The 17344-nt window shown below is 65.7% G+C and carries 16 protein-coding genes; 2 read left to right on the plus strand and 14 right to left on the minus strand.

Annotated elements, in window-relative coordinates; genetic code table 11:
- Window positions 1-15 precede the first annotated feature (15 nt).
- Genes K410_RS0129655 through K410_RS0129665 form a run of 3 tightly spaced genes read right to left on the minus strand, consistent with a single transcriptional unit; the run spans window position 16 to window position 3701 of the window.
- Entirely contained in the window at window positions 16-759 is a 744-nt protein-coding gene (locus K410_RS0129655) for an aspartate/glutamate racemase family protein (protein WP_028138242.1), read from the minus strand.
- 10 nt (window positions 760-769) lie between these two features.
- Entirely contained in the window at window positions 770-2035 is a 1266-nt protein-coding gene (locus K410_RS0129660) for an NAD(P)/FAD-dependent oxidoreductase (protein WP_028138243.1), read from the minus strand.
- A gap of 4 nt (window positions 2036-2039) precedes the next feature.
- Window positions 2040-3701, minus strand: a complete 1662-nt coding sequence (locus K410_RS0129665) for a thiamine pyrophosphate-binding protein (protein WP_028138244.1) — start codon at window positions 3699-3701, stop codon at window positions 2040-2042.
- Between the two features lie 240 nt (window positions 3702-3941).
- Between K410_RS0129665 and K410_RS0129670 the strand changes: the two genes are divergently transcribed.
- Window positions 3942-4631: an aspartate/glutamate racemase family protein gene (locus K410_RS0129670; RefSeq protein WP_028138245.1), complete on the plus strand. Its 690-nt coding sequence runs from the start codon at window positions 3942-3944 to the stop codon at window positions 4629-4631.
- A 63-nt stretch (window positions 4632-4694) separates the two neighbouring features.
- Here K410_RS0129670 and K410_RS0129675 read toward each other — a convergent pair whose 3' ends face one another.
- The 6 genes from K410_RS0129675 to K410_RS0129700 all read right to left on the minus strand — a co-directional run bounded on the left by K410_RS0129675 (window position 4695) and on the right by K410_RS0129700 (window position 10579).
- Window positions 4695-5477, minus strand: coding sequence for an ABC transporter permease (locus K410_RS0129675; RefSeq protein ID WP_028138246.1), 783 nt, complete (start codon window positions 5475-5477; stop codon window positions 4695-4697).
- On the minus strand, window positions 5474-6286 hold the full coding sequence (locus K410_RS0129680; protein WP_049820456.1) for an ABC transporter permease: 813 nt from the start codon (window positions 6284-6286) through the stop codon (window positions 5474-5476). Before K410_RS0129680 ends, K410_RS0129675 begins: the two co-directional genes overlap by 4 nt.
- Before the next feature lie 69 nt (window positions 6287-6355).
- Window positions 6356-7402 carry an ABC transporter substrate-binding protein gene (locus K410_RS0129685; protein WP_028138248.1) on the minus strand — a complete coding sequence of 349 codons (1047 nt, stop codon included), beginning with the start codon at window positions 7400-7402 and terminating at the stop codon, window positions 6356-6358.
- A gap of 21 nt (window positions 7403-7423) precedes the next feature.
- Window positions 7424-8731 (minus strand): NAD(P)/FAD-dependent oxidoreductase, encoded by a 1308-nt coding sequence (locus K410_RS0129690; RefSeq protein WP_028138249.1) that lies wholly within the window; start codon window positions 8729-8731, stop codon window positions 7424-7426.
- Between the two features lie 16 nt (window positions 8732-8747).
- Window positions 8748-9464 (minus strand): HAD family hydrolase, encoded by a 717-nt coding sequence (locus tag K410_RS0129695; RefSeq protein WP_028138250.1) that lies wholly within the window; start codon window positions 9462-9464, stop codon window positions 8748-8750.
- A 35-nt stretch (window positions 9465-9499) separates the two neighbouring features.
- Window positions 9500-10579: an ABC transporter ATP-binding protein gene (locus tag K410_RS0129700; RefSeq protein WP_028138251.1), complete on the minus strand. Its 1080-nt coding sequence runs from the start codon at window positions 10577-10579 to the stop codon at window positions 9500-9502.
- A 211-nt stretch (window positions 10580-10790) separates the two neighbouring features.
- On the opposite strand from K410_RS0129700, the gene K410_RS0129705 reads away from it, so the two are divergent.
- The gene (locus K410_RS0129705; protein WP_028138252.1) at window positions 10791-11729 is read left to right on the plus strand and encodes a LysR family transcriptional regulator; all 939 of its coding nucleotides are present in this window, start codon (window positions 10791-10793) and stop codon (window positions 11727-11729) included.
- 133 nt (window positions 11730-11862) lie between these two features.
- Here the strand turns inward: K410_RS0129705 and uxuA are convergent, their stop codons facing one another.
- From uxuA to K410_RS0129730, 5 genes are all read right to left on the minus strand, one after another.
- The gene (uxuA, locus tag K410_RS0129710) at window positions 11863-13053 is read right to left on the minus strand and encodes a mannonate dehydratase (protein WP_080672270.1); all 1191 of its coding nucleotides are present in this window, start codon (window positions 13051-13053) and stop codon (window positions 11863-11865) included.
- A gap of 13 nt (window positions 13054-13066) precedes the next feature.
- On the minus strand, window positions 13067-14116 hold the full coding sequence (locus tag K410_RS0129715; RefSeq protein WP_028138254.1) for an L-idonate 5-dehydrogenase: 1050 nt from the start codon (window positions 14114-14116) through the stop codon (window positions 13067-13069).
- The gene (locus K410_RS0129720; RefSeq protein WP_028138255.1) at window positions 14113-15519 is read right to left on the minus strand and encodes a TRAP transporter large permease; all 1407 of its coding nucleotides are present in this window, start codon (window positions 15517-15519) and stop codon (window positions 14113-14115) included. Before K410_RS0129720 ends, K410_RS0129715 begins: the two co-directional genes overlap by 4 nt.
- Before the next feature lie 4 nt (window positions 15520-15523).
- Complete coding sequence (locus tag K410_RS0129725; protein WP_028138256.1) at window positions 15524-16102, minus strand: TRAP transporter small permease; 579 nt, start codon at window positions 16100-16102, stop codon at window positions 15524-15526.
- Between the two features lie 200 nt (window positions 16103-16302).
- Window positions 16303-17280 (minus strand): sialic acid TRAP transporter substrate-binding protein SiaP, encoded by a 978-nt coding sequence (locus tag K410_RS0129730; RefSeq protein ID WP_028138257.1) that lies wholly within the window; start codon window positions 17278-17280, stop codon window positions 16303-16305.
- Window positions 17281-17344 lie beyond the last annotated feature (64 nt).

Below are 17344 nucleotides of genomic sequence, written 5' to 3' on the forward strand. Positions count from 1 at the left end.
TCTCGCGGGACGCGGTCACGCAAAGACGCGCGGGCGCAGTCCGGCGTGAAACCAGGTGATCATGGAATAGATGTCGTAGACCGGCAATCCCACCTCGGCCTGAAGCGCCGCGGCGTAAGGCGGCATGTTGGTGCATTCGAGCACGATGGCGCCGATATCGGGATTCTCGGCGACGAGCTGCTTGCCGGCCTCAATCACGTCACGCTGGGCCTGCGCGATGTCCATGTCGTCCTTCTCGGCCTTGATCAGGACGCGAAAGAACTCCTTGCCGTTCTCGGTGCCGACCAGCGGCGTATCGAGCGGCACGCCCGCGCCTTCGAGATGGGCCGGCGTCAGGGTCGAGCCCGACACCGTGACGAGACCGACGCGCTTGCCCGGCGGCAGGGTCGCCTGCACCCACGGCACCTGCATCAGCGAGGAGGTCGCGACGGGAACGCCAACCGCGGCCGCGATCTCCTTCTGGAACAGCGAGAGGAAGCCGCAATTGGTGGTGATGGCTTCGGCCCCTAACCGCACCAGGTCCTTAGCCGCATCGATGAAGTCGGGCAGCAGGCCCGCCGCGCCCTTCAACACCACCTTCTCAGGCGAAGCCCCGCTCACCACGCGATAGAGCACGGGGAACGGCCAGGTGGTGCCGTTGCCCATGTCGCCGGGAATGCGGGGAAAGCGCGCTTCCAGCATCAAGATGCCGAGCGGCGCGCCGTAGATGGCCTTGCCGCCACGGGCGATGCGGGAGGACGAATGAGCCGAGTTGGTCATGGCTGCGACCTCAGAGGAAACGATCGGGCGCGAAGGGACGAAGCGGAATTTCCGGTTGCTTGCCGCTGAGGAGCTGCGCGACGAGCCGGCCGGTACGGGCCGAGCCGACCAAGCCGACATGGCCATGACCGAAAGCATAGACGATATCGCGCGAGGCGCGCGCATAGCCGATGCAGGGTCGCCCATCCGGCATGCTCGGGCGATGGCCGAACCAGGTCTTGATGCGCGAGGCCGGAATATCCCTCGGCAGTTTCGGGAACATGCCGAGAAGATGATCGCGCAGGATCTCGGCGCGCTTCCAGTTCGGCGCAGCCTCGAGGCCGGCGATCTCGACCGTGCCGGCGGCACGGAGCCCCTTGTTGGTCCAGTTCACCACCATCTTGGCGTCGGACGCCATCATCGAGCTGCGCGGGCCCGATTCCGGATTCTCGATCATGACGTGATAGCCGCGTTCGGTCTCCAGCGGCAGCGGATCGCCGACCGATGCCGTCAGTTGCTTTGACCGCGCGCCCGCGGCGATCACGGCGGCATCGCAAGCGATCTCGCCGGCCTCGGTGACGACAGCCACGAGCCTGCCGCCGTCCAGCCTCAAGCCGGTGGCCTTGGCCCGTACGTGCTTGGCGCCGCTGGCGATCGCATGAGCGGCGAGCGCGGCGACATAGGCGCCGGGATCACGGCAGCGTCCGGCCTCTTCCACCACCACGCCGAAGTTGTAGCGCGGATGCAGATCCGGCTCGCGCTGGCGCATCTCGTCGGCGGAAAGCTCGAGCCATTCGACGCCGACCTTCTTGCGCAGGCGCCAGCCGAGATCGTTGTCGAAATTGCCGCGCGACGGAAACACATGCATCACGCCGTTGCGCTCGATCAACTCGGGGACGCCTGCCTCTTCGGCCAGCTTCCGGTGCAGCAGTGGTGCGTCCTTCAAGAGATCGCGCAGCGCGAACGCCGTCGTCTCGACCCGCGCCGCGGTCCAGCCCGAGAGCAGGTATCTGACCAGCCAGGGCAGCGCCGTCGGCAAATAGGACCAGCGGATCGCCAGCGGCCCGAGCGGGTCCATCAGATAGCCCGGCACCTTCCTCCAGATGCCGGGCTCCGCCGGCGGGATCACCGAATGCGACGACAGCCAACCGGCATTGCCATAGCTCGCCGCCTGTTCGCCGCCGGGCTCGCCCGGATCGATCAGCGTGACGCGATGCCCCTCACGCAGCGCCTCGATGGCGCTGATCACCCCGACCGCGCCGGCGCCGATGATCGCGACGTGGCGGCCGGCCGCCATCGCTTTAAGCCTTCACCGCGGGCGTGAAATCCTTGCCGACCGAGATCGCGCGGGGATCGATGATGCAGTGGAGGATCGACGGCTTGCCCGAAGCCAGCGCACGCTCGAACGCGGGTGCGAATTCTTCGGTGCGCTCGACCCGCTCGCCATGGCCGCCGAACGCCTTCGCATACATCGCGAAGTCCGGATTCTTGAGCTGGGTGCCGACGACGCGGCCGGGATAGTCACGCTCCTGGTGCATGCGGATGGTGCCGTATTGCGAATTGTCGACGACGACGACGATCAGGGCTGCGTCATATTGCACGGCGGTCGCGAATTCCTGGCCGTTCATCAGGAAGCAGCCGTCGCCGGCAAAGGCGACGACGATTCGATCCGGATATTGCCGCTTCGCGAGCACGCCCGCCGGCACGCCATAGCCCATCGAGCCCGAAGTCGGCGCCAGCTGCGCCGCAAAGCTGTGGAAGCGGTGATGGCGATGGATCCAGCCGGCATAGTTGCCGGCGCCGTTGCAGACGATCGCGTCCTTCGGCAGCCGGTCGCGCAGCCAGGTCATGACTTGGCCGTACTGGAACGTGCCCGGCAGCTCGCGCGCCTTGTCGGTCCAGGCAAGGTAATCGGCATGGGCCTTGGCGGCCTCGCCCTTCCAGGCCACCGCACCCGAGGGCTTCAGCGTCTCGACGGCGGCAGCGAAGGCGGCAGGCGTTGCCTGGATCGCGAGAGCCGGTTGATAGACGCGGCCGAGCTCCTCCGAGCCCGGATGCACATGGACCAGCTTCTGCTTCGGCGAGGGAATGGCGAACAGCGTGTAGGACGAGGACGGCATTTCCGACATGCGGCCGCCGATGAGCAGGACGACGTCGGCATTCTCGATGCGCGCCTTCAGCCCCGGGCTCGGCCCGATGCCGAGATCGCCGGCATAGTGCGAATGGTCGGCGTCGATCAGCGAGGCGCGGCGGAACGAGGTCGCGACCGGCAGGTCGAACCGCTCGGCAAAGCGCGCAATGCTCTTGGTCGCTTCATCGGTCCAGCGTGAGCCGCCGAGGATCACCAGCGGTGCCTTGGCGCCCGCGAGCATGGCACTGAGCTTGTCGAGATCGGCCGGCGCGGGCCAGCTCACCGCAGGCTCGATGCGCATGGCATCGGCGACGGCGGCGGTCTCGGTCAGCATGTTCTCCGGCAGCGCGATCACCACGGGACCGGGACGGCCCTGCATGGCGACGCGGAAGGCGCGCGCCACCAGCTCCGGAATGCGGTCGGGGCGATCGATCTCGACCGCCCATTTCGCCATGGAGCCGAATACCGCCTTGTAGTCCAGCTCCTGGAACGCCTCGCGCTCACGCATGCCGGTGTCGACCTGGCCGACGAACAGGATCATCGGCGTCGAATCCTGCATCGCGATGTGCACGCCGTGGCTGGCATTGGTGGCGCCGGGGCCGCGGGTGACGAAGCAGACTCCCGGTCGGCCCGTGAGCTTGCCATAGGCTTCCGCCATCATCGCCGCGCCGCCCTCGGCGCGGCAGATCACGACGTCGATCGGGCTGTCATGCAGCGCATCGAGCGCCGCCAGATAGCTCTCACCCGGCACGCAGGTGACGCGCTCGACGCCTTGCGCGACGAGCTGATCGATCAGGATCTGGCCGCCGGTGCGGGTGTTGCGGATGGTCATGACGGCTCCCTCAAGGCTCTGGCGATGCGCCAATATTCGGGAACTGCGTAAGACAGGCCGAGAGCGCGCGCAAGGTCGAAAGGTCCTGGTCGCCTGCGCAGGCGTCATGCCGATCCGTGCCGTTTGCACGACGGCTTGTTCGCGACCTTCGGCCACAACAGGCCTGCAATCAAGCAACGGCTACCGAGCTTCGACGTCTTCGGTTACGATCCGGGTGAACCAAGTTCGGGAGCAACTGGAATGCAGACCATCGGCCTGATCGGCGGCATGAGCTGGGAGAGCACGGCGCTCTATTACAGGCTGATCAACGAGCGCGTCCGCGATCGCATGGGCAGGCTGCATTCCGCCCCGCTGCTGCTGTATTCCTACGATTTCGAAGAGATCAAGCAGATGCAGTATGCGGGCCGCTGGAGCGAGGCGGCCGCCAGCCTGGCCGAGGTCGCGCGGCGCCTCGAAAGCTCAGGCGCGCGGGCGATCGTGTTGTGCACCAACACGATGCACAAGCTGGCGCCCGAGATCGTCTCCAGCGTGACCATCCCGTTCATCCACCTTGGCGATGCGACGGCGCAGCGGATTCGGGCGAAAGGCTACCGGCGGGTCGGGCTGCTCGGCACCAGGTTCACGATGGAGGAGGACTTCTACATCGACCGGCTGCGCGCGCATGACCTCGATGTGCTGGTTCCTCCCCCCGAGGCGCGCGCCGACGTCAACCGCATCATCTACGACGAGCTGTGTCTCGGAATCGTCGCCGATGCTTCGCGTCGTCGTTATCAGGACGTGATGGCAGCGCTCGTCGCCGCAGGCGCGGAATGCATCATCCTCGGCTGCACCGAGATCACGATGCTGGTCGGCCCCGATGACACGTCGGTCGAGACGTTCGACACCACGGCCATTCACGCCGAGACCGCCGCGGATTTCGCGATCGGGTAATCCTGAACAAGGCTCGCGCAACGGCCTCTGTCGCGCCGTATTGTGCCAGCAGCAACGCCGCCCTCACCCGTCCTTCTTGCGCGCGCTCGCCAGCAGCACCAGCATGAACGAGGCCGCCGTCATCAGCGTCGAGATCGCGGCGATGGTCGGGTCGATCTCGTCGCGCAACGCGGTGAACATGCGCTTGGTCAGCGGCTGATACTGGCCGCCCGAGATGAACAGCGCGACGATGGTCTCGTCCATCGCCGAGATGAAGGCAAAGATGCCGCCGGCGAACACGCTGGACTTGATCTGCGGCAGCGTCACCGCAAAGAAGCTGCGGAGGCGGTTCATGCCGAGGCTGCGCGCCACCATCTCCTGCGCCGGATCGAAGCTCTGCAGGCCTGCCAGCACCGAGATGACGACGTAAGGCAATCCCAGCATCACATTTGCCAGCACGAGGCCGGGCATGGTGGCGACGAGGCCGACCTTGGCATAGACGAAGAAGATGCCGACCGCGGTGATGATGATCGGCACCACCAGCGGCAGCAGCAGCGCCATGTGGATCACGCGCATGATGCGCAGCTTCGATTGGCTGATGGCGTAGGCGGCGGCGACGCCACACGGCGTCGCGATCAGGACGGTCAGGGCCGCGACCGTCAGCGTCACCTGCGTCGCCTGCATCCAGGCGGAGCTGGCGAAATATTGCTGGTACCAGCGCAGCGAGAACGACGGCGGCGGGAAGGTCAGGAAGCGTGCGCTGGAGAACGAAATCGGCACGATGATCAGCACGGGAAGGATCAGGTAGACCAGCACCAGCGCGCTGAACACGTAGAGGACGATGCGTGCGGGCGAGATACGGTTCATTTCTGCCCCAGCACGCGATCGAGCGAGATGAAGCGGCTGACGAGAACGAAGATGGCGAGCACGCTGAGGAGCAGCACCACCGCAACGGCGCTGGCGGCGCCGAACTCGTTGTAGAGCTCGACATTGCGGCTCACCAGCATCGACACCATCACGGTGCGACCGCCGCCCAGCAATTCCGGCGTGATGTAGAAGCCGAGGCAGAGCACGAACACCATGGTGCAGCCCGCCAGCACGCCCGGCAGCGACAGCGGCAGGAACACGCGGACGAACGTCAGCGACGGGCTCGCGCCCAGGCTGGCGCCGGCCTGCATCAGCTCGTTCGGGATCTTCTGCATGGTCGCATAGAGCGGCAGCACCATGAAGGGCAGCAGGATGTGCACCGTCGCGACGACCGTGCCGAAGGTGTTGTGGACCAGCGCGAGCGGCTCGGAGACCCATTCGAGATGGCGCAGGAACTGGTTGATCACGCCGCTGCGCTGAAGCAGCACCAGCCAGGCATAGGCGCGCACCAGCACGCTGGTCCAGAACGGCAGCACGACCAGCGACAGGATGAGGATGCTCCAGCCCTTCGGCAGCGCGTTGGCGAGATAGGCGACGGGATAGCCGAGCAGCAGCGCAATCAGCGTGACCGCGAGGCTGATCTCGAAGGTCAGCGCAAAGCTGCGCCAGTAGATGTCCTCGGTGAAGACGCGCCGATAATTCTCCAGCGTGAAGCCGTCATGGTAGATCGACTGCCAGGCGAGCCAGCCGACCGGCAGCACGATCAGAGCCAGGATCACGAGCAACGCCGGCGACACCAGCGCCAGCATCAGCCCGTGCTCGCGGCGCTGATGCTTCTGCGATGGATCGGAGATTGTTGTCGTCAACGTTGCCTCGCCTCACTTCTGCATGAACGACGCCCAGCGCTTCTCCGCGGCTTCGCCGGCGGGCGAGGACCACCAGGCGTAGGACATCAGCGCCTGCCTGGCCGCATTGGCCGGCTCGCTCGGCAATTGTGCGGCACGCTCGGGCTTGATCACGTTCGTTTCGAATGCCTTTGGATTGCCCGGGCCGTAATCGATGTGGAGCGGCAGATTGGCCTGGTGCACGGGATCGACGGCCTCGTTGAGGAATTTCACCGCGGTGGCGAGATTGGGCGCGCCCTTGAGGATGCAGAGCGATGTGCTCTGCAGGATGCCCTGGTTGTAGGTGAAGGCGACCTTGGCGCCTTCCTTGGCGACCGCGCTGACACGGCCGTTCCAGGCCATCTCCATGTCGACCTCGCCGTCGTTGAGCAGCTGGGCCGACTGCGCGCCCGAGGTCCACCACACCGTGATGTGCGGCTTGATCTCCTCGAGCTTCTTGAAGGCCCGGTCGACGTCGAGCGGATAGAGCTTGTCGGGCGCGACGCCGTCGGCCATCAGCGCCGCCTCGAGCGTCGCGAACGGGTGGTTGCGCAGCGCGCGACGGCCGGGAAATTTCTTCACGTCCCAGAAATCGGCCCAGCTGTTCGGCGCATCCTTCGGAAATGTCTTCTGGCTGTAGGCCAGCACGCTCGAATAGAACTCGTAAGACACCGAATACGGACTGCGATAAGCCTCCGGCATGGCCGCGCCGTTCGGAATCTTCGAGAAGTCCAGTTTCTCGATCAGCCCCTGCTCGCCGCCGCGCAGGCAATTGCCGGTGGGGGTGTCGACCACGTCCCAGATCGGCTTGCCACTGCCGACCTGCGTCTTGATCGCCGGCCAGGCGTCGGGGATCGAATCCTGGTTGATGGTGATGCCGAGCTTCTTGGCGGAGGGATCGAGAATCGCCACCGTCTGCGCCTGCTGATAGGCCCCGCCCTGCGAGACGAAGGTGATCTGCTCGGCCGCACCGGCGGCCGTGCTCAATCCGATTGCACTCAGCAGCGCGCAGCTTAGTCCAAAACTCTGCTTCATCGTCATCCTCGCCTCCTCCAAAGGGTCTCACCGACCGATCGCATCGAGAAACTGGTACCAGCCGGCGACCATGCGCACGGCGGGCTCGCGCAGCGGGTAGAGCGGAATCGTCTTCATCCGCCTGACGTCGAGCAGGCCGACATCGGGGCTTTCGCCGCGCACGAAAGCGGCGAGATAGCGACCCATCAGGCTCGACATCGCAACGCCGGCGCCGTTGTAGCCCAGCGAGACCAGCGTGCGGTCGTCGAGCCGGCCGATATGGGGCACCGAGTCCAGCGTCATCGCGACCAGGCCCGACCATTTGTAGTCGAGCGGGACGTCGGCAAGATCGGGGAAGATGCCGACCATCGCCTTGCGAAGTGCGTCGAACGCGGCTTGCGAGTCCTGCTTGCCGAAGGCGCCGCGGCCGCCGAAAATCACGCGTTGATCGACCATACGGAACCAGCGCATCATGCGCTTGGTCTCGGTATAGGTGCGCCCCGACGGCATCAGCTTTCCCGCAAGATTGCGCGGCAGCTGCGCGGTCGCGACCATGGCGCTGCGGAACGGGACCAGTGTGCGCTGCAGGTGCGCGGTGGCGCCGGTGAGGTCGGAATAGCTGTTGGTGGCGATGATCGCCTGTCTTGCGCGCACGACGCCTTGCGGCGTCTCGGCGACGATGCCGTCCTTCTCACGCCGCAGCCTCACGACGGGCGACTCCTGGAACACCGAGACACCGCGGCGCGCGACGCCGTCGGCGAGGCCGCGCAGGTAGTTCAGCGGATGGATACCGCCGGAGCCGGGATGGAGCACGCCGCCGACGAAGATGTCCGAGCCGGTCTCCTCGCGCACCCCGTTCTTGTCGAGGATGCGGACCTCGGCAGAGCCCATCTCGCGCGTCATCCAGTTGGCTTCGTCGATCGCGGCCCGGAGCGTCGTCTCGTTATGCGCGGCCTTGACCTGGCCGGTGCGCGTCAGGTTCGCGCCGGTGATGCCGTACTCCGACACTAGCTCTTCGACCATGTCGGTCGATTCATGCGCGATCTCGTACATCCGCTTCGCCATGGCGCGGCCATGCGCGGCGTCGATCTCGCGGAACGACAGGCGGAACTTTGCGCTGATCACCCCGCCGTTGCGGCCGCTCGCGCCCCAGCCGGGGCGGTTGGCCTCGAGCACGATCGGCGCGAGGCCGCTCCTGGCGATGTGGTGCGCCGCAGAGAGCCCCGTGTAGCCGGCACCGACGATCACGACATCCGCCTGCTGCTCGCCCGACAGCACGGGAAAATCGCGCGCCGGCGCCGCCGTGGCTTCCCACAGCGAGTTGACCGACGGCAGCGCACTCCAGTCCCGTGTCATGCCCGCGCTCACGATGTTACGCCGCGGGCCCGACGGCGGCGTCGGCGAGCGCCTTCAGCGTCGGGAAATGGAAGTCCGGCTTGGTCAGCGTCTCCACGGCCGGCGTGCCGCCGAAGCCGGCGATGCCCTGGCGGCGCTCGATCCAGCACACCTTGTAGCCGAGCTTCCGCGCAATCCCGATGTCGTGGTACTGGCTCTGCGCGACATGCAGGATGTCGGACTGCTTGTAGCCGAACGCGGACTGGCGTCCCCTGTTGTAGGCGAAGAATTCGGGGTTGGGTTTTGCCACCCCGGTGTCGTCGGCGCACACCGTGTCGTCGAAGGGATCGCCGAGCGCGTGGGCGTAGCAGGACAGAGCGACGCAGTCCGCGTTGGTCATCGCCACCAGCCGGAATTTCGTGCGCAGGCGCCTCAGCGCCTCGACCGAATCGGCGAACGGTCCCCAGCGCAGCACCGAGAGCTGGAACACATCGCAGGCCGCGTCGTCGGCGGGCAGCCCAAGCTCCGTGGCGAGGTGACGGTAGACGTGGAACATCGCCTCGCTGGAGCGCTCATAGTGCCTGTCGCGGCCGCGCTTGTAGGGCTCGAAAATCTGCTCGTCACTGAGCTCGGCCGCCTTCTTGCCTCCGATCTTGCGCACCGCCGAGAGCACGCCGGTCTCGAAGTCGATCAAGGTGCCGACGACGTCGAAGGTGAGAACCTTGAAATTGCTGAACGCGGCTTGGGTCGACATGTCGGTTTCTTCTCTTCGGTTGGACAAGGCTTGAATCAGTCCACCCTGGGGACGACGATGGTGTCCTCGGGGTGAAGGGTGACGGTGAGGCTGCCGCCGAGCGGCGGAATGCGGGTATAGGCCTGGTGATAGGCCGGCTGGCGCAGGCTGAGCGCGACGCCATCGGCAAGCGCCAGGAAGATGCGCAGGCTCTCGCCCTGGTAGACGATGTCGGTGACCGTGCCGGTCAGCCGGTTGCAGGCGGCATCCTGCGCGCCGTCGTCGATCAGGAGCTTCTCGCTGTGCACGGCCAGCATCAGCGCATCGCCATCGGGAATGACGCGGGCGCTGCGCAGCAGCGCATTGCCAAGCGCGACGCTGGAGGCATCGACGCGGCGAACCGGGAGCATGGTCGCTTCGCCGATGAAGCTCGCGACGAAGGAATTGGCGGGATGGTCGTGCAGGCGTTCAGGCTGATCGATCTGGATCAGCCGGCCGTCCTTCATGACGGCGACGCGGTCGCTCATGGTCAAGGCTTCGCGCTGATCATGGGTGACATAGATGATGGTGGCCTGGATGCGCCGGTGCAGTGCGCGCAGCTCGATCTGCATGGATTCGCGCAGTTGCTTGTCGAGTGCGGAGAGCGGCTCGTCCATCAGGATCAGCCGCGGCTCGAAGATCATGGCACGCGCCAGCGCCACGCGCTGGCGCTGGCCTCCGGAGAGCTGTGCGATGCCGCGCTCCTCATAGCCGGCGAGCCCGACCATGCCGAGCGCCGCGCGCACCTTGTCCGGCCAGGACGCCTTCGGCAGGCGCCGCGCACGCAAGGGGAAGGCGACGTTCTCGCCGACGCTCATATGCGGGAACAGCGCGTAGTTCTGGAACACGACGCCGATGTCGCGCTTGTGCGGCGGCATGTAGGTGACGTCGCGGCCGCCGAACAGGATCGTGCCCGCCGACGGCAGGATGAAGCCGCCCAGAATTCCAAGCAGCGTGGTCTTGCCCGAGCCGGAGGGACCGAGCAGCGAGACGAACTCGCCGGCGCCGACATTGAGGGAGACGTCGTCGAGGGCGCGGACGGGGCCATAGGCCTTGCTCGCGGATCTGATCTCGACGCTTTCCGCTCGTTTGTCCAACGATCGACCTCGCCCGTCCCTGCAACGGCGTGCCTCACTGCGCGCCATAAGCCTGCTTTATAGACAGGGAATCCGGGCACTCGGAATCGAAGCGTGCGCCGCACCAAATCCTTGCTCGCCAGCCCCTGTCTTTTGGCTGTGATCGCGATGACAACAGACTTGGCAAAACTCGGCAATTGCCAAATTCTCACGCGGCTCATAACATGGCGTTATGCCCGAGCTTCGCCGCATGCTGCCATCGAGCAACGCCCTGTTCGTCTTCGACGCCGCGGCGCGCAATGGCAGCTTCACGGCCGCGGCCGCCGAACTGAACGTCACGCAGCCGGCGGTGAGCCGGATGCTCGGCCAGTTCGAGGAGCATCTCGGCGTGCGCCTGTTCGACCGCAAGGCGGGGCGCGCGGTGCTCACCGAGGAGGGCGAACTGCTCTATCGCCGCGTGCTCGACGGCTTTCGCAGCATCGAGAGCGGGCTGGTCGAGATCGAGCGGCGCCGCAAGGGCACCGAGACGGTGACGCTGTCGGTCTCGTCGGCCTTCACCACGCATTGGCTGATGCCGCGCATCGACAAGCTGCAGAAGCAGTTTCCGCAAGTGGATTTACGCTTCCAGCTCATCTCCGGCGCGTTGCGCGGGCCGGTGGAGAATGTCGACCTCGGCATGCGCTTCCGCGATCGCGACGAGCCGCCGTCGGGCGGCACGCTGGTGATGAAGGAAGTCATGCTGCCGATGTGCAGCCCGTCCTATCTCGGCGAAACCGATCCCACCGAGGGCAACACCATCATCCGCCTTGCCGAGACGCCGGGCGACTGGGCCGCGGATTACGCCTCGCTCCTCACCGGTCGCCGCGGCGCGGCCAAGGCGCTGAGCTTCACCGATTATGCCGTCGTGGTGCAGGCCGCCCTGCTCGGCCAGGGCATCGCGCTCGGCTGGCTGACGGTCGCCTCGCACTGGCTGCTCACCGGCGCGCTGGTGCCGGCCTCCGACCGGCTCACCACCACGCGCCGCGTCTGCGAATTCCTGCCACCGCGCAACCGCCCGATGCGCCCGATCGCCGCCGAGATCCGCGACTGGATCATCGCGCAGATGACAAGCGAGATCGCCGCGATCGACCGCCTCTATCCGGAGCTGGGGGCAATGGCGGCGTGCTATTGAGCAGGCGGTGCTGGGTGAGGCTCCTCTCCCTCCACGTCATTGCGAGCGCAGCGAAGCAATCCAGGGTCTTTCTGCAGACGCAGTCTGGATTGCTTCGCTGCGCTCGCAATGACGATGTGGACAGACCGTCGGTCTACCGATGCTCGATCGCGCGGATCGCGCCGCGAAGCTCGGCGAGACCGCGCAGGCGGCCGATGGCGGTGTAACCGGGGTTGGTGCGTTTGGTGGCGGCGAGGTCATCGAGCATGCGGTGGCCGTGATCGGGACGGAACACGATCCTCTTGTCCGGCGACCGTCGCGCGTTCTCCTTCAATAGCGACTTGAGCACCGCGACCATATCGACGTCGCCGTCGAGATGATCGGATTCGTAGAACGACAGCCCGTCGGATTCGCGCTTGGTGGCGCGCAGATGGGCAAAGGCGATGCGCGGGCCGAAGCGCTCGGCCATGTCGGGCAGGTTGTTCTCCGCGCGCACGCCGAGCGAGCCCGTGCACAGGCAGATGCCGTTGGCCTTGGACGGCACCGCATCGAACAGCGCCTGATAATCGTCGGCCGAGGAGGCAATGCGCGGCAGGCCGAACAACGGCCGCGGCGGATCGTCCGGATGCAGGGTCAGCGACACCCCGAGCTGCTCGGCCACCGGCGTCACGCGCGCCAGGAACTCGGCGAGATGCTGCCGCAGGATCCTTGGCGTGATGTCGCGGTAGCTCTCCAGCCGGTCGCGGAATTGCGGGATGGTCATCGGCTCGGTGGTCGAGCCCGGCAGCGCGCTGGCGATCACCATCACGAGATAGTCGATGTCGGCCTGGCTCATCTGCTCGAACAGCGCTTTCGCGCGGGCCTGCTGTTCCGGCGAGTACTCCTGCACGGCCGCCGGACGCTTGAGGATATGCAGCTCGAAGGCGGCGAAACGATCCTGGTCGAAGCGCATGGCGCGGGCGCCGTTCGGCAGCTCCCATTCGAGATCGGTGCGGCACCAATCGACCACAGGCATGAAATTGTAGCAGATGATCTTGATGCCGGCCGCCGCGACGGCTTCAAGGCTGGCGATCCAGGCCTCGATGGACCTGGTCGCCTTGGCCCCCAGGCGCTTGACGTCGTCGGGCACCGGAATCGATTCCACCACCGACCAGGTCAGCTGCGATCGCCCCGGTTGACCGTTCTCGATAAGATTCTTGCGCTCTTCGACCGCCTTGCGCGTCCAGGCCTCCCCGATCGGGACCTGATGCAGCGCCGAGACGATGTCGGTCGCCCCGGCCTGCCTGACGTCGTCAAGCGACACGGGATCATCGGGCCCGTACCAGCGCCATCCTTCCAGCATCATGGCTCTCTCCCAATCAGGTCGCGGTCAGCACGACCTTGACGCTCTGCGAGCGGTCGAGCGCCAGCCGCAGCGCATCCGGCGCGGTCGCCAGCGGACGCTCGGCGGTGACCAGCGACAGCACGTCGACGCTGCCATTTGAGATCAGCTCCACCGCGGTCATGAACTCGAAGCCGAAGCGGAACGAGCCGCGCAGGTCGATCTCCTTGGCCATCACCGCATTCGACGGCGTCGGGATCTGGCCGCCCGGCAGATTGCCGATCTGCACCACGATGCCGCCGCGCCTGACGATGCCGATGGCGCTGGCAAGGCCGGCGGCGGTGCCCGACACCTCGAAGGCGACGTCGTATGGGCGCGAGGCCGCCTGCGCGTTCAGGCCCTCCTCCCCGCCCGAGACATTCTCGACATGCGAAGCGCCAAGCCGGGTTGCAAACGCCAGCGGCGCCGGTGCGATGTCGGCCACCGTGATGTCGGCCATGCCGGCGCGGCGCGCGGCCAGCATGGTCAGAAGCCCGATCGGGCCGGCACCGAAGATGATGCCGCGCTTGCCCTCGATATTGCCGGCGCGCGCGACCGCGTGCAGGCAGACTGCGAGCGGCTCGGCCAGCGCGGCGGCCTGGTACGACACGTGATCCGGGATCTTCACGCACTGCGCGGGGATCGCGTCGAAATAATTGGCAAAGCCGCCCTGCATGTGCGGCGTCTTCGAGGCCGAGCCCATGAAGTAGATGTTCTCGCACAGGTTCGGCCGGCCTTCGCGGCAGGCGACGCAACGCCCGCACCAGCGCGACGGGTTGACGGCGACGCGGTCACCGACCTTCAGATTGGCGGCAGTGCCTGCGATCTCCACGACCTCACCCGAGATCTCGTGGCCCAGCACCAGCGGCGACTTCACCACGAAATCGCCGGTCCGGGCATGGCGGAAATAGTGCATGTCCGAGCCACAGATGCCGCCGGCCCCGAAGCGGATGCGCACCATGCCGTCGGCAAGCCTGTCGAGCGGCTGCTCGATCATGCGCAGATCTTCCGGACCGAACAGGGTTGCGGCGAGAGCGGTCGAGGTCATTTGGAGAGTCCCATGTATTTTGGCAGCCAGAGGGTCAGTTCGGGAATGAAGGTGATCGCGATCAGCCCCAACATCAGCGGCACCAGCCAGGGCAGGATCGCCACCGTCGTGCGCTCGACCGAGAGTTTTGCGACACGCGCGAGCACGAACAGCACCATGCCGAGCGGCGGATGCAACAGGCCGATCATCAGGTTCAGCGTCATGATCAGGCCGAAGTGAATGGGATCGATGCCGAGCTTGAGCACGATCGGCAGCAGGATCGGCACCAGGATGGTGATCGCCGCCGTGGTGTCGATGAAGCAGCCGACGAACAGGATCAGCACGTTGGCGAGCGCCAGGAACACCCATTTGTTGTGGGTGACGCTGAGCATCCAGTCCGAGAGCGTCTGCGCGGCCTGCGACACCGTGAGCAGCCAGGCGAAGATCGAGGCGGCGGTGACGATGAACAGCACCGAGGCCGTGGTCTCGATCGTGTCGAACGTCGCCTTCGCCACCGTCTGCAGCGTCATGGTGCGGTAGCGGACGAGGCCAAGGAACAGCGACCAGATCACGGCCGCAACGGCAGCTTCCGTCGGCGTGAACCAGCCGAGCGTCATGCCGCCGATCAGGATCACCGGCGCCATCAGCGCCATCACCGCCGAGAAGTCGAAGTACCAGTCGATCACGAGCAGCGTGCCGAGACCGATGACGACCGCCACGTTGATCGAGAGGCCGGCCATCACCATCAGCCAGATCGCGAGCGGGAACGACAGTACGATGACGATCTCGAGGCCGGCCGATCCGAGCTGCGGCCAGGAGAACGGGGTGTCGCTGCCCCATTTGTTCTTGTGGGCGAAATAGGTGACGGTGATCATCATGAACAAGGTCAGAACGACGCCCGGAATGACGCCGCCGAGAAACAGCGCGCCGATCGAGACGTTCGCCATCATGCCGTAGATCACGAAAGGCAGCGACGGCGGGATGATGGGCCCGAGCGTCGCCGAGGCCGCGGTGACGCCGACCGAGAACTCGGTCGAGTAGCCGTGGTCCTTCATCGCCTTGATCTCGATGGTGCCGAGGCCGGCGGCGTCCGCGATCGCGGTGCCGGACATGCCGGAGAAGATCACCGAGCCGATGATGTTGACGTGGCCGAGGCCGCCGCGCATCCACCCCACCAGCGCGACGGCGAACTTGTAGATGCGCCCGGTGACACCGGCGATGTTCATCAGGTTGCCGGCGAGGATGAAGAACGGCACGGCGAGCAGCGGAAAGCTCTCGACGCCGGCGATCATGCGCTGCGCCAGCGTGACGTCGGGCGTCACCCCGCTGACCAGGATGTAGAGCAGCGACGAGGCGGCCATGGCGATCGCCACGGGAACGCCGAGCAGCATCAGAAGGAGAAAGCCTCCGAGCAACAGCAGCATGACGTTATATCTCCGACCCGTCGTAGGCACCGGGACGTTCGAGGACCGAGTAACCCTGCCGCCAATGTTGCAGCGCCGCCTGCACGGAACGCAGGAACATCAGCACGAAGCCGAGCAGCACGAAGTAATAGACGTAGTTCTTGGGGAAATTGATCGTGGTCATCTGCTCGTCGCCGATGATCTGGATGTAGACCCAGACCAGCTTGATGGCGTAGCCGAAGAAGCCGATCCGGATCAGGTCGATCATCGTCGACAGCGCACGCCCCACGCGCGGCGGCAGATAGCGGTAGAGAAGGTCGACCTGGATGTGCCGGGACAGCCGCACGCACATCGAAGCGCCGATGAAGACCACACCGATCAGGCAATAGGTCGCGATCTCCTCGGTCCAGGCGTAGCTGTCATTGAGCACGTAGCGGGTGAAGAACTGCAGGAAGACGGCGAGCGCCATCACCCAGAAGACCGCGAGCGCCACCCAATCCTCGAACGCGTAGATGCCGAGATCGACCTTCGGCGTCGCCTCCTCCTCGAAAGTATGGGCGATCTCCTCCGCGGTGATCTGCCGGTGGATTTCGGCGGTGGACATTAAGCTACCTCTCTCCAGATCGTCGTTCCGGGGCTCGCGAAGCGAGAACCCGGAACGACGTCTTTGCTTTGCGATCGCCGCTCCTCATCCTGAGGAGCTTGCGAAGCAAGCGTCTCGAAGGATGGCCGCGGGCGACATTGGCATTGGGGCCTTCGTGGTTCGAGACGCGCGTTCCGCGCTCCTCACCATGAGGGTCTTGCTTACTTGACCGCCTGGATCTTCTCCCAGTCGGCCTTGCGATAGCCGAAGGTCTCGAACGCGACGTTCTTCAGCACGGTGTCGCGGAACTCGTTCTTGTCGACCTCGGTCACGCTCAGGCCCTTCTCCTTGAAGAAGGCGACCAGCTTGGCCTCGTTCTGCTTGATCTCGCCGGTGGCCTTGGCGGCGGCTTCCTGGGCCACGTCGGTGAAGATCTTCTTGTCTTCGTCGCTGAGCTTCTTCCACAGTGCGCCGGCGACCACGGTGTTGAGGTGATCGACGATGTGGCCGGTCAGTACGATGTGCTTCTGCACCTCGTAGAACTTCTTGGCCTCGATCGTGGTCAGGGGATTCTCCTGCGCCTCGACGGTGCCGTTTTGGAGCGCGAGATAGACTTCGGCGAACGCGATCGGCGCGGTGTTGGCGCCGCAGGCGCGCGGCATCGCGAGATAGGCGGGCACGTCGGGCACACGGATCTTCAGGCCCTTCATGTCGGCGCAGGTCTTGATCGGCTTGTTCGACGAGGTCTGCCGCACCCCGTAATAGGTCACCGCGACGATGTGATGGCCGCTCTTGTCCTCGTAGCCCTTGACGAGCTCCTTGAAGATGTCGCTCTTGGTATAGGCGAGCAGATGATCGGCATCGCGGAACGTGTAGGGATAATAGGTCACGCCGATCGGCGCAAAGCTCTTGGCCGCGAAGCTCGAGCCGGAGATGATGAGGTCGACCGAGCCGAGCGAGAGGCCCTGGTTGATGTCGGTCTCCTTGCCGAGCTGGGAGGCCGGATAGACGTCGATTTGGTAGCGCCCGTTGGTGCGCTTGCCGATCTCCTGCGCGGCCCAGACCGAAGCGGTGTGGAACGGCTCCGAGGTCTCGTAGACATGGGCCCATTTGAGCTTGGTCTGCGCCATGCTGGCACTGGTCGCAGCCAGCAGCGCAGCGGCGGAGATCATTGCTGCAATCGTCATCTTTTTCAACATCGACTTTTCCTCCATCGTTCAAGTCTGCTTCTTGTTCGCCCGCCCCGGCATGGATGCGGGCCGC

This window comes from Bradyrhizobium sp. 22 (assembly GCF_000482425.1).
In the GTDB taxonomy this organism is placed as follows: Bacteria; Pseudomonadota; Alphaproteobacteria; order Rhizobiales; family Xanthobacteraceae; genus Bradyrhizobium; species Bradyrhizobium japonicum_B.

What these genes read in the sequence shown, in the direction of transcription:
- K410_RS0129655 (WP_028138242.1), bottom strand. Translation starts at nt 759, where the DNA reads ATGACCAACTCGGCTCATTCGTCCTCCCGCATCGCCCGTGGCGGCAAG.
- K410_RS0129660 (WP_028138243.1), bottom strand. Translation starts at nt 2,035, where the DNA reads ATGGCGGCCGGCCGCCACGTCGCGATCATCGGCGCCGGCGCGGTCGGG.
- K410_RS0129665 (WP_028138244.1), bottom strand. Translation starts at nt 3,701, where the DNA reads ATGACCATCCGCAACACCCGCACCGGCGGCCAGATCCTGATCGATCAG.
- K410_RS0129670 (WP_028138245.1), top strand. Translation starts at nt 3,942, where the DNA reads ATGCAGACCATCGGCCTGATCGGCGGCATGAGCTGGGAGAGCACGGCG.
- K410_RS0129675 (WP_028138246.1), bottom strand. Translation starts at nt 5,477, where the DNA reads ATGAACCGTATCTCGCCCGCACGCATCGTCCTCTACGTGTTCAGCGCG.
- K410_RS0129680 (WP_049820456.1), bottom strand. Translation starts at nt 6,286, where the DNA reads ATGCTGGCGCTGGTGTCGCCGGCGTTGCTCGTGATCCTGGCTCTGATC.
- K410_RS0129685 (WP_028138248.1), bottom strand. Translation starts at nt 7,402, where the DNA reads ATGACGATGAAGCAGAGTTTTGGACTAAGCTGCGCGCTGCTGAGTGCA.
- K410_RS0129690 (WP_028138249.1), bottom strand. Translation starts at nt 8,731, where the DNA reads ATGACACGGGACTGGAGTGCGCTGCCGTCGGTCAACTCGCTGTGGGAA.
- K410_RS0129695 (WP_028138250.1), bottom strand. Translation starts at nt 9,464, where the DNA reads ATGTCGACCCAAGCCGCGTTCAGCAATTTCAAGGTTCTCACCTTCGAC.
- K410_RS0129705 (WP_028138252.1), top strand. Translation starts at nt 10,791, where the DNA reads ATGCCCGAGCTTCGCCGCATGCTGCCATCGAGCAACGCCCTGTTCGTC.
- uxuA (WP_080672270.1), bottom strand. Translation starts at nt 13,053, where the DNA reads ATGATGCTGGAAGGATGGCGCTGGTACGGGCCCGATGATCCCGTGTCG.
- K410_RS0129715 (WP_028138254.1), bottom strand. Translation starts at nt 14,116, where the DNA reads ATGACCTCGACCGCTCTCGCCGCAACCCTGTTCGGTCCGGAAGATCTG.
- K410_RS0129720 (WP_028138255.1), bottom strand. Translation starts at nt 15,519, where the DNA reads ATGCTGCTGTTGCTCGGAGGCTTTCTCCTTCTGATGCTGCTCGGCGTT.
- K410_RS0129725 (WP_028138256.1), bottom strand. Translation starts at nt 16,102, where the DNA reads ATGTCCACCGCCGAAATCCACCGGCAGATCACCGCGGAGGAGATCGCC.
- K410_RS0129730 (WP_028138257.1), bottom strand. Translation starts at nt 17,280, where the DNA reads ATGTTGAAAAAGATGACGATTGCAGCAATGATCTCCGCCGCTGCGCTG.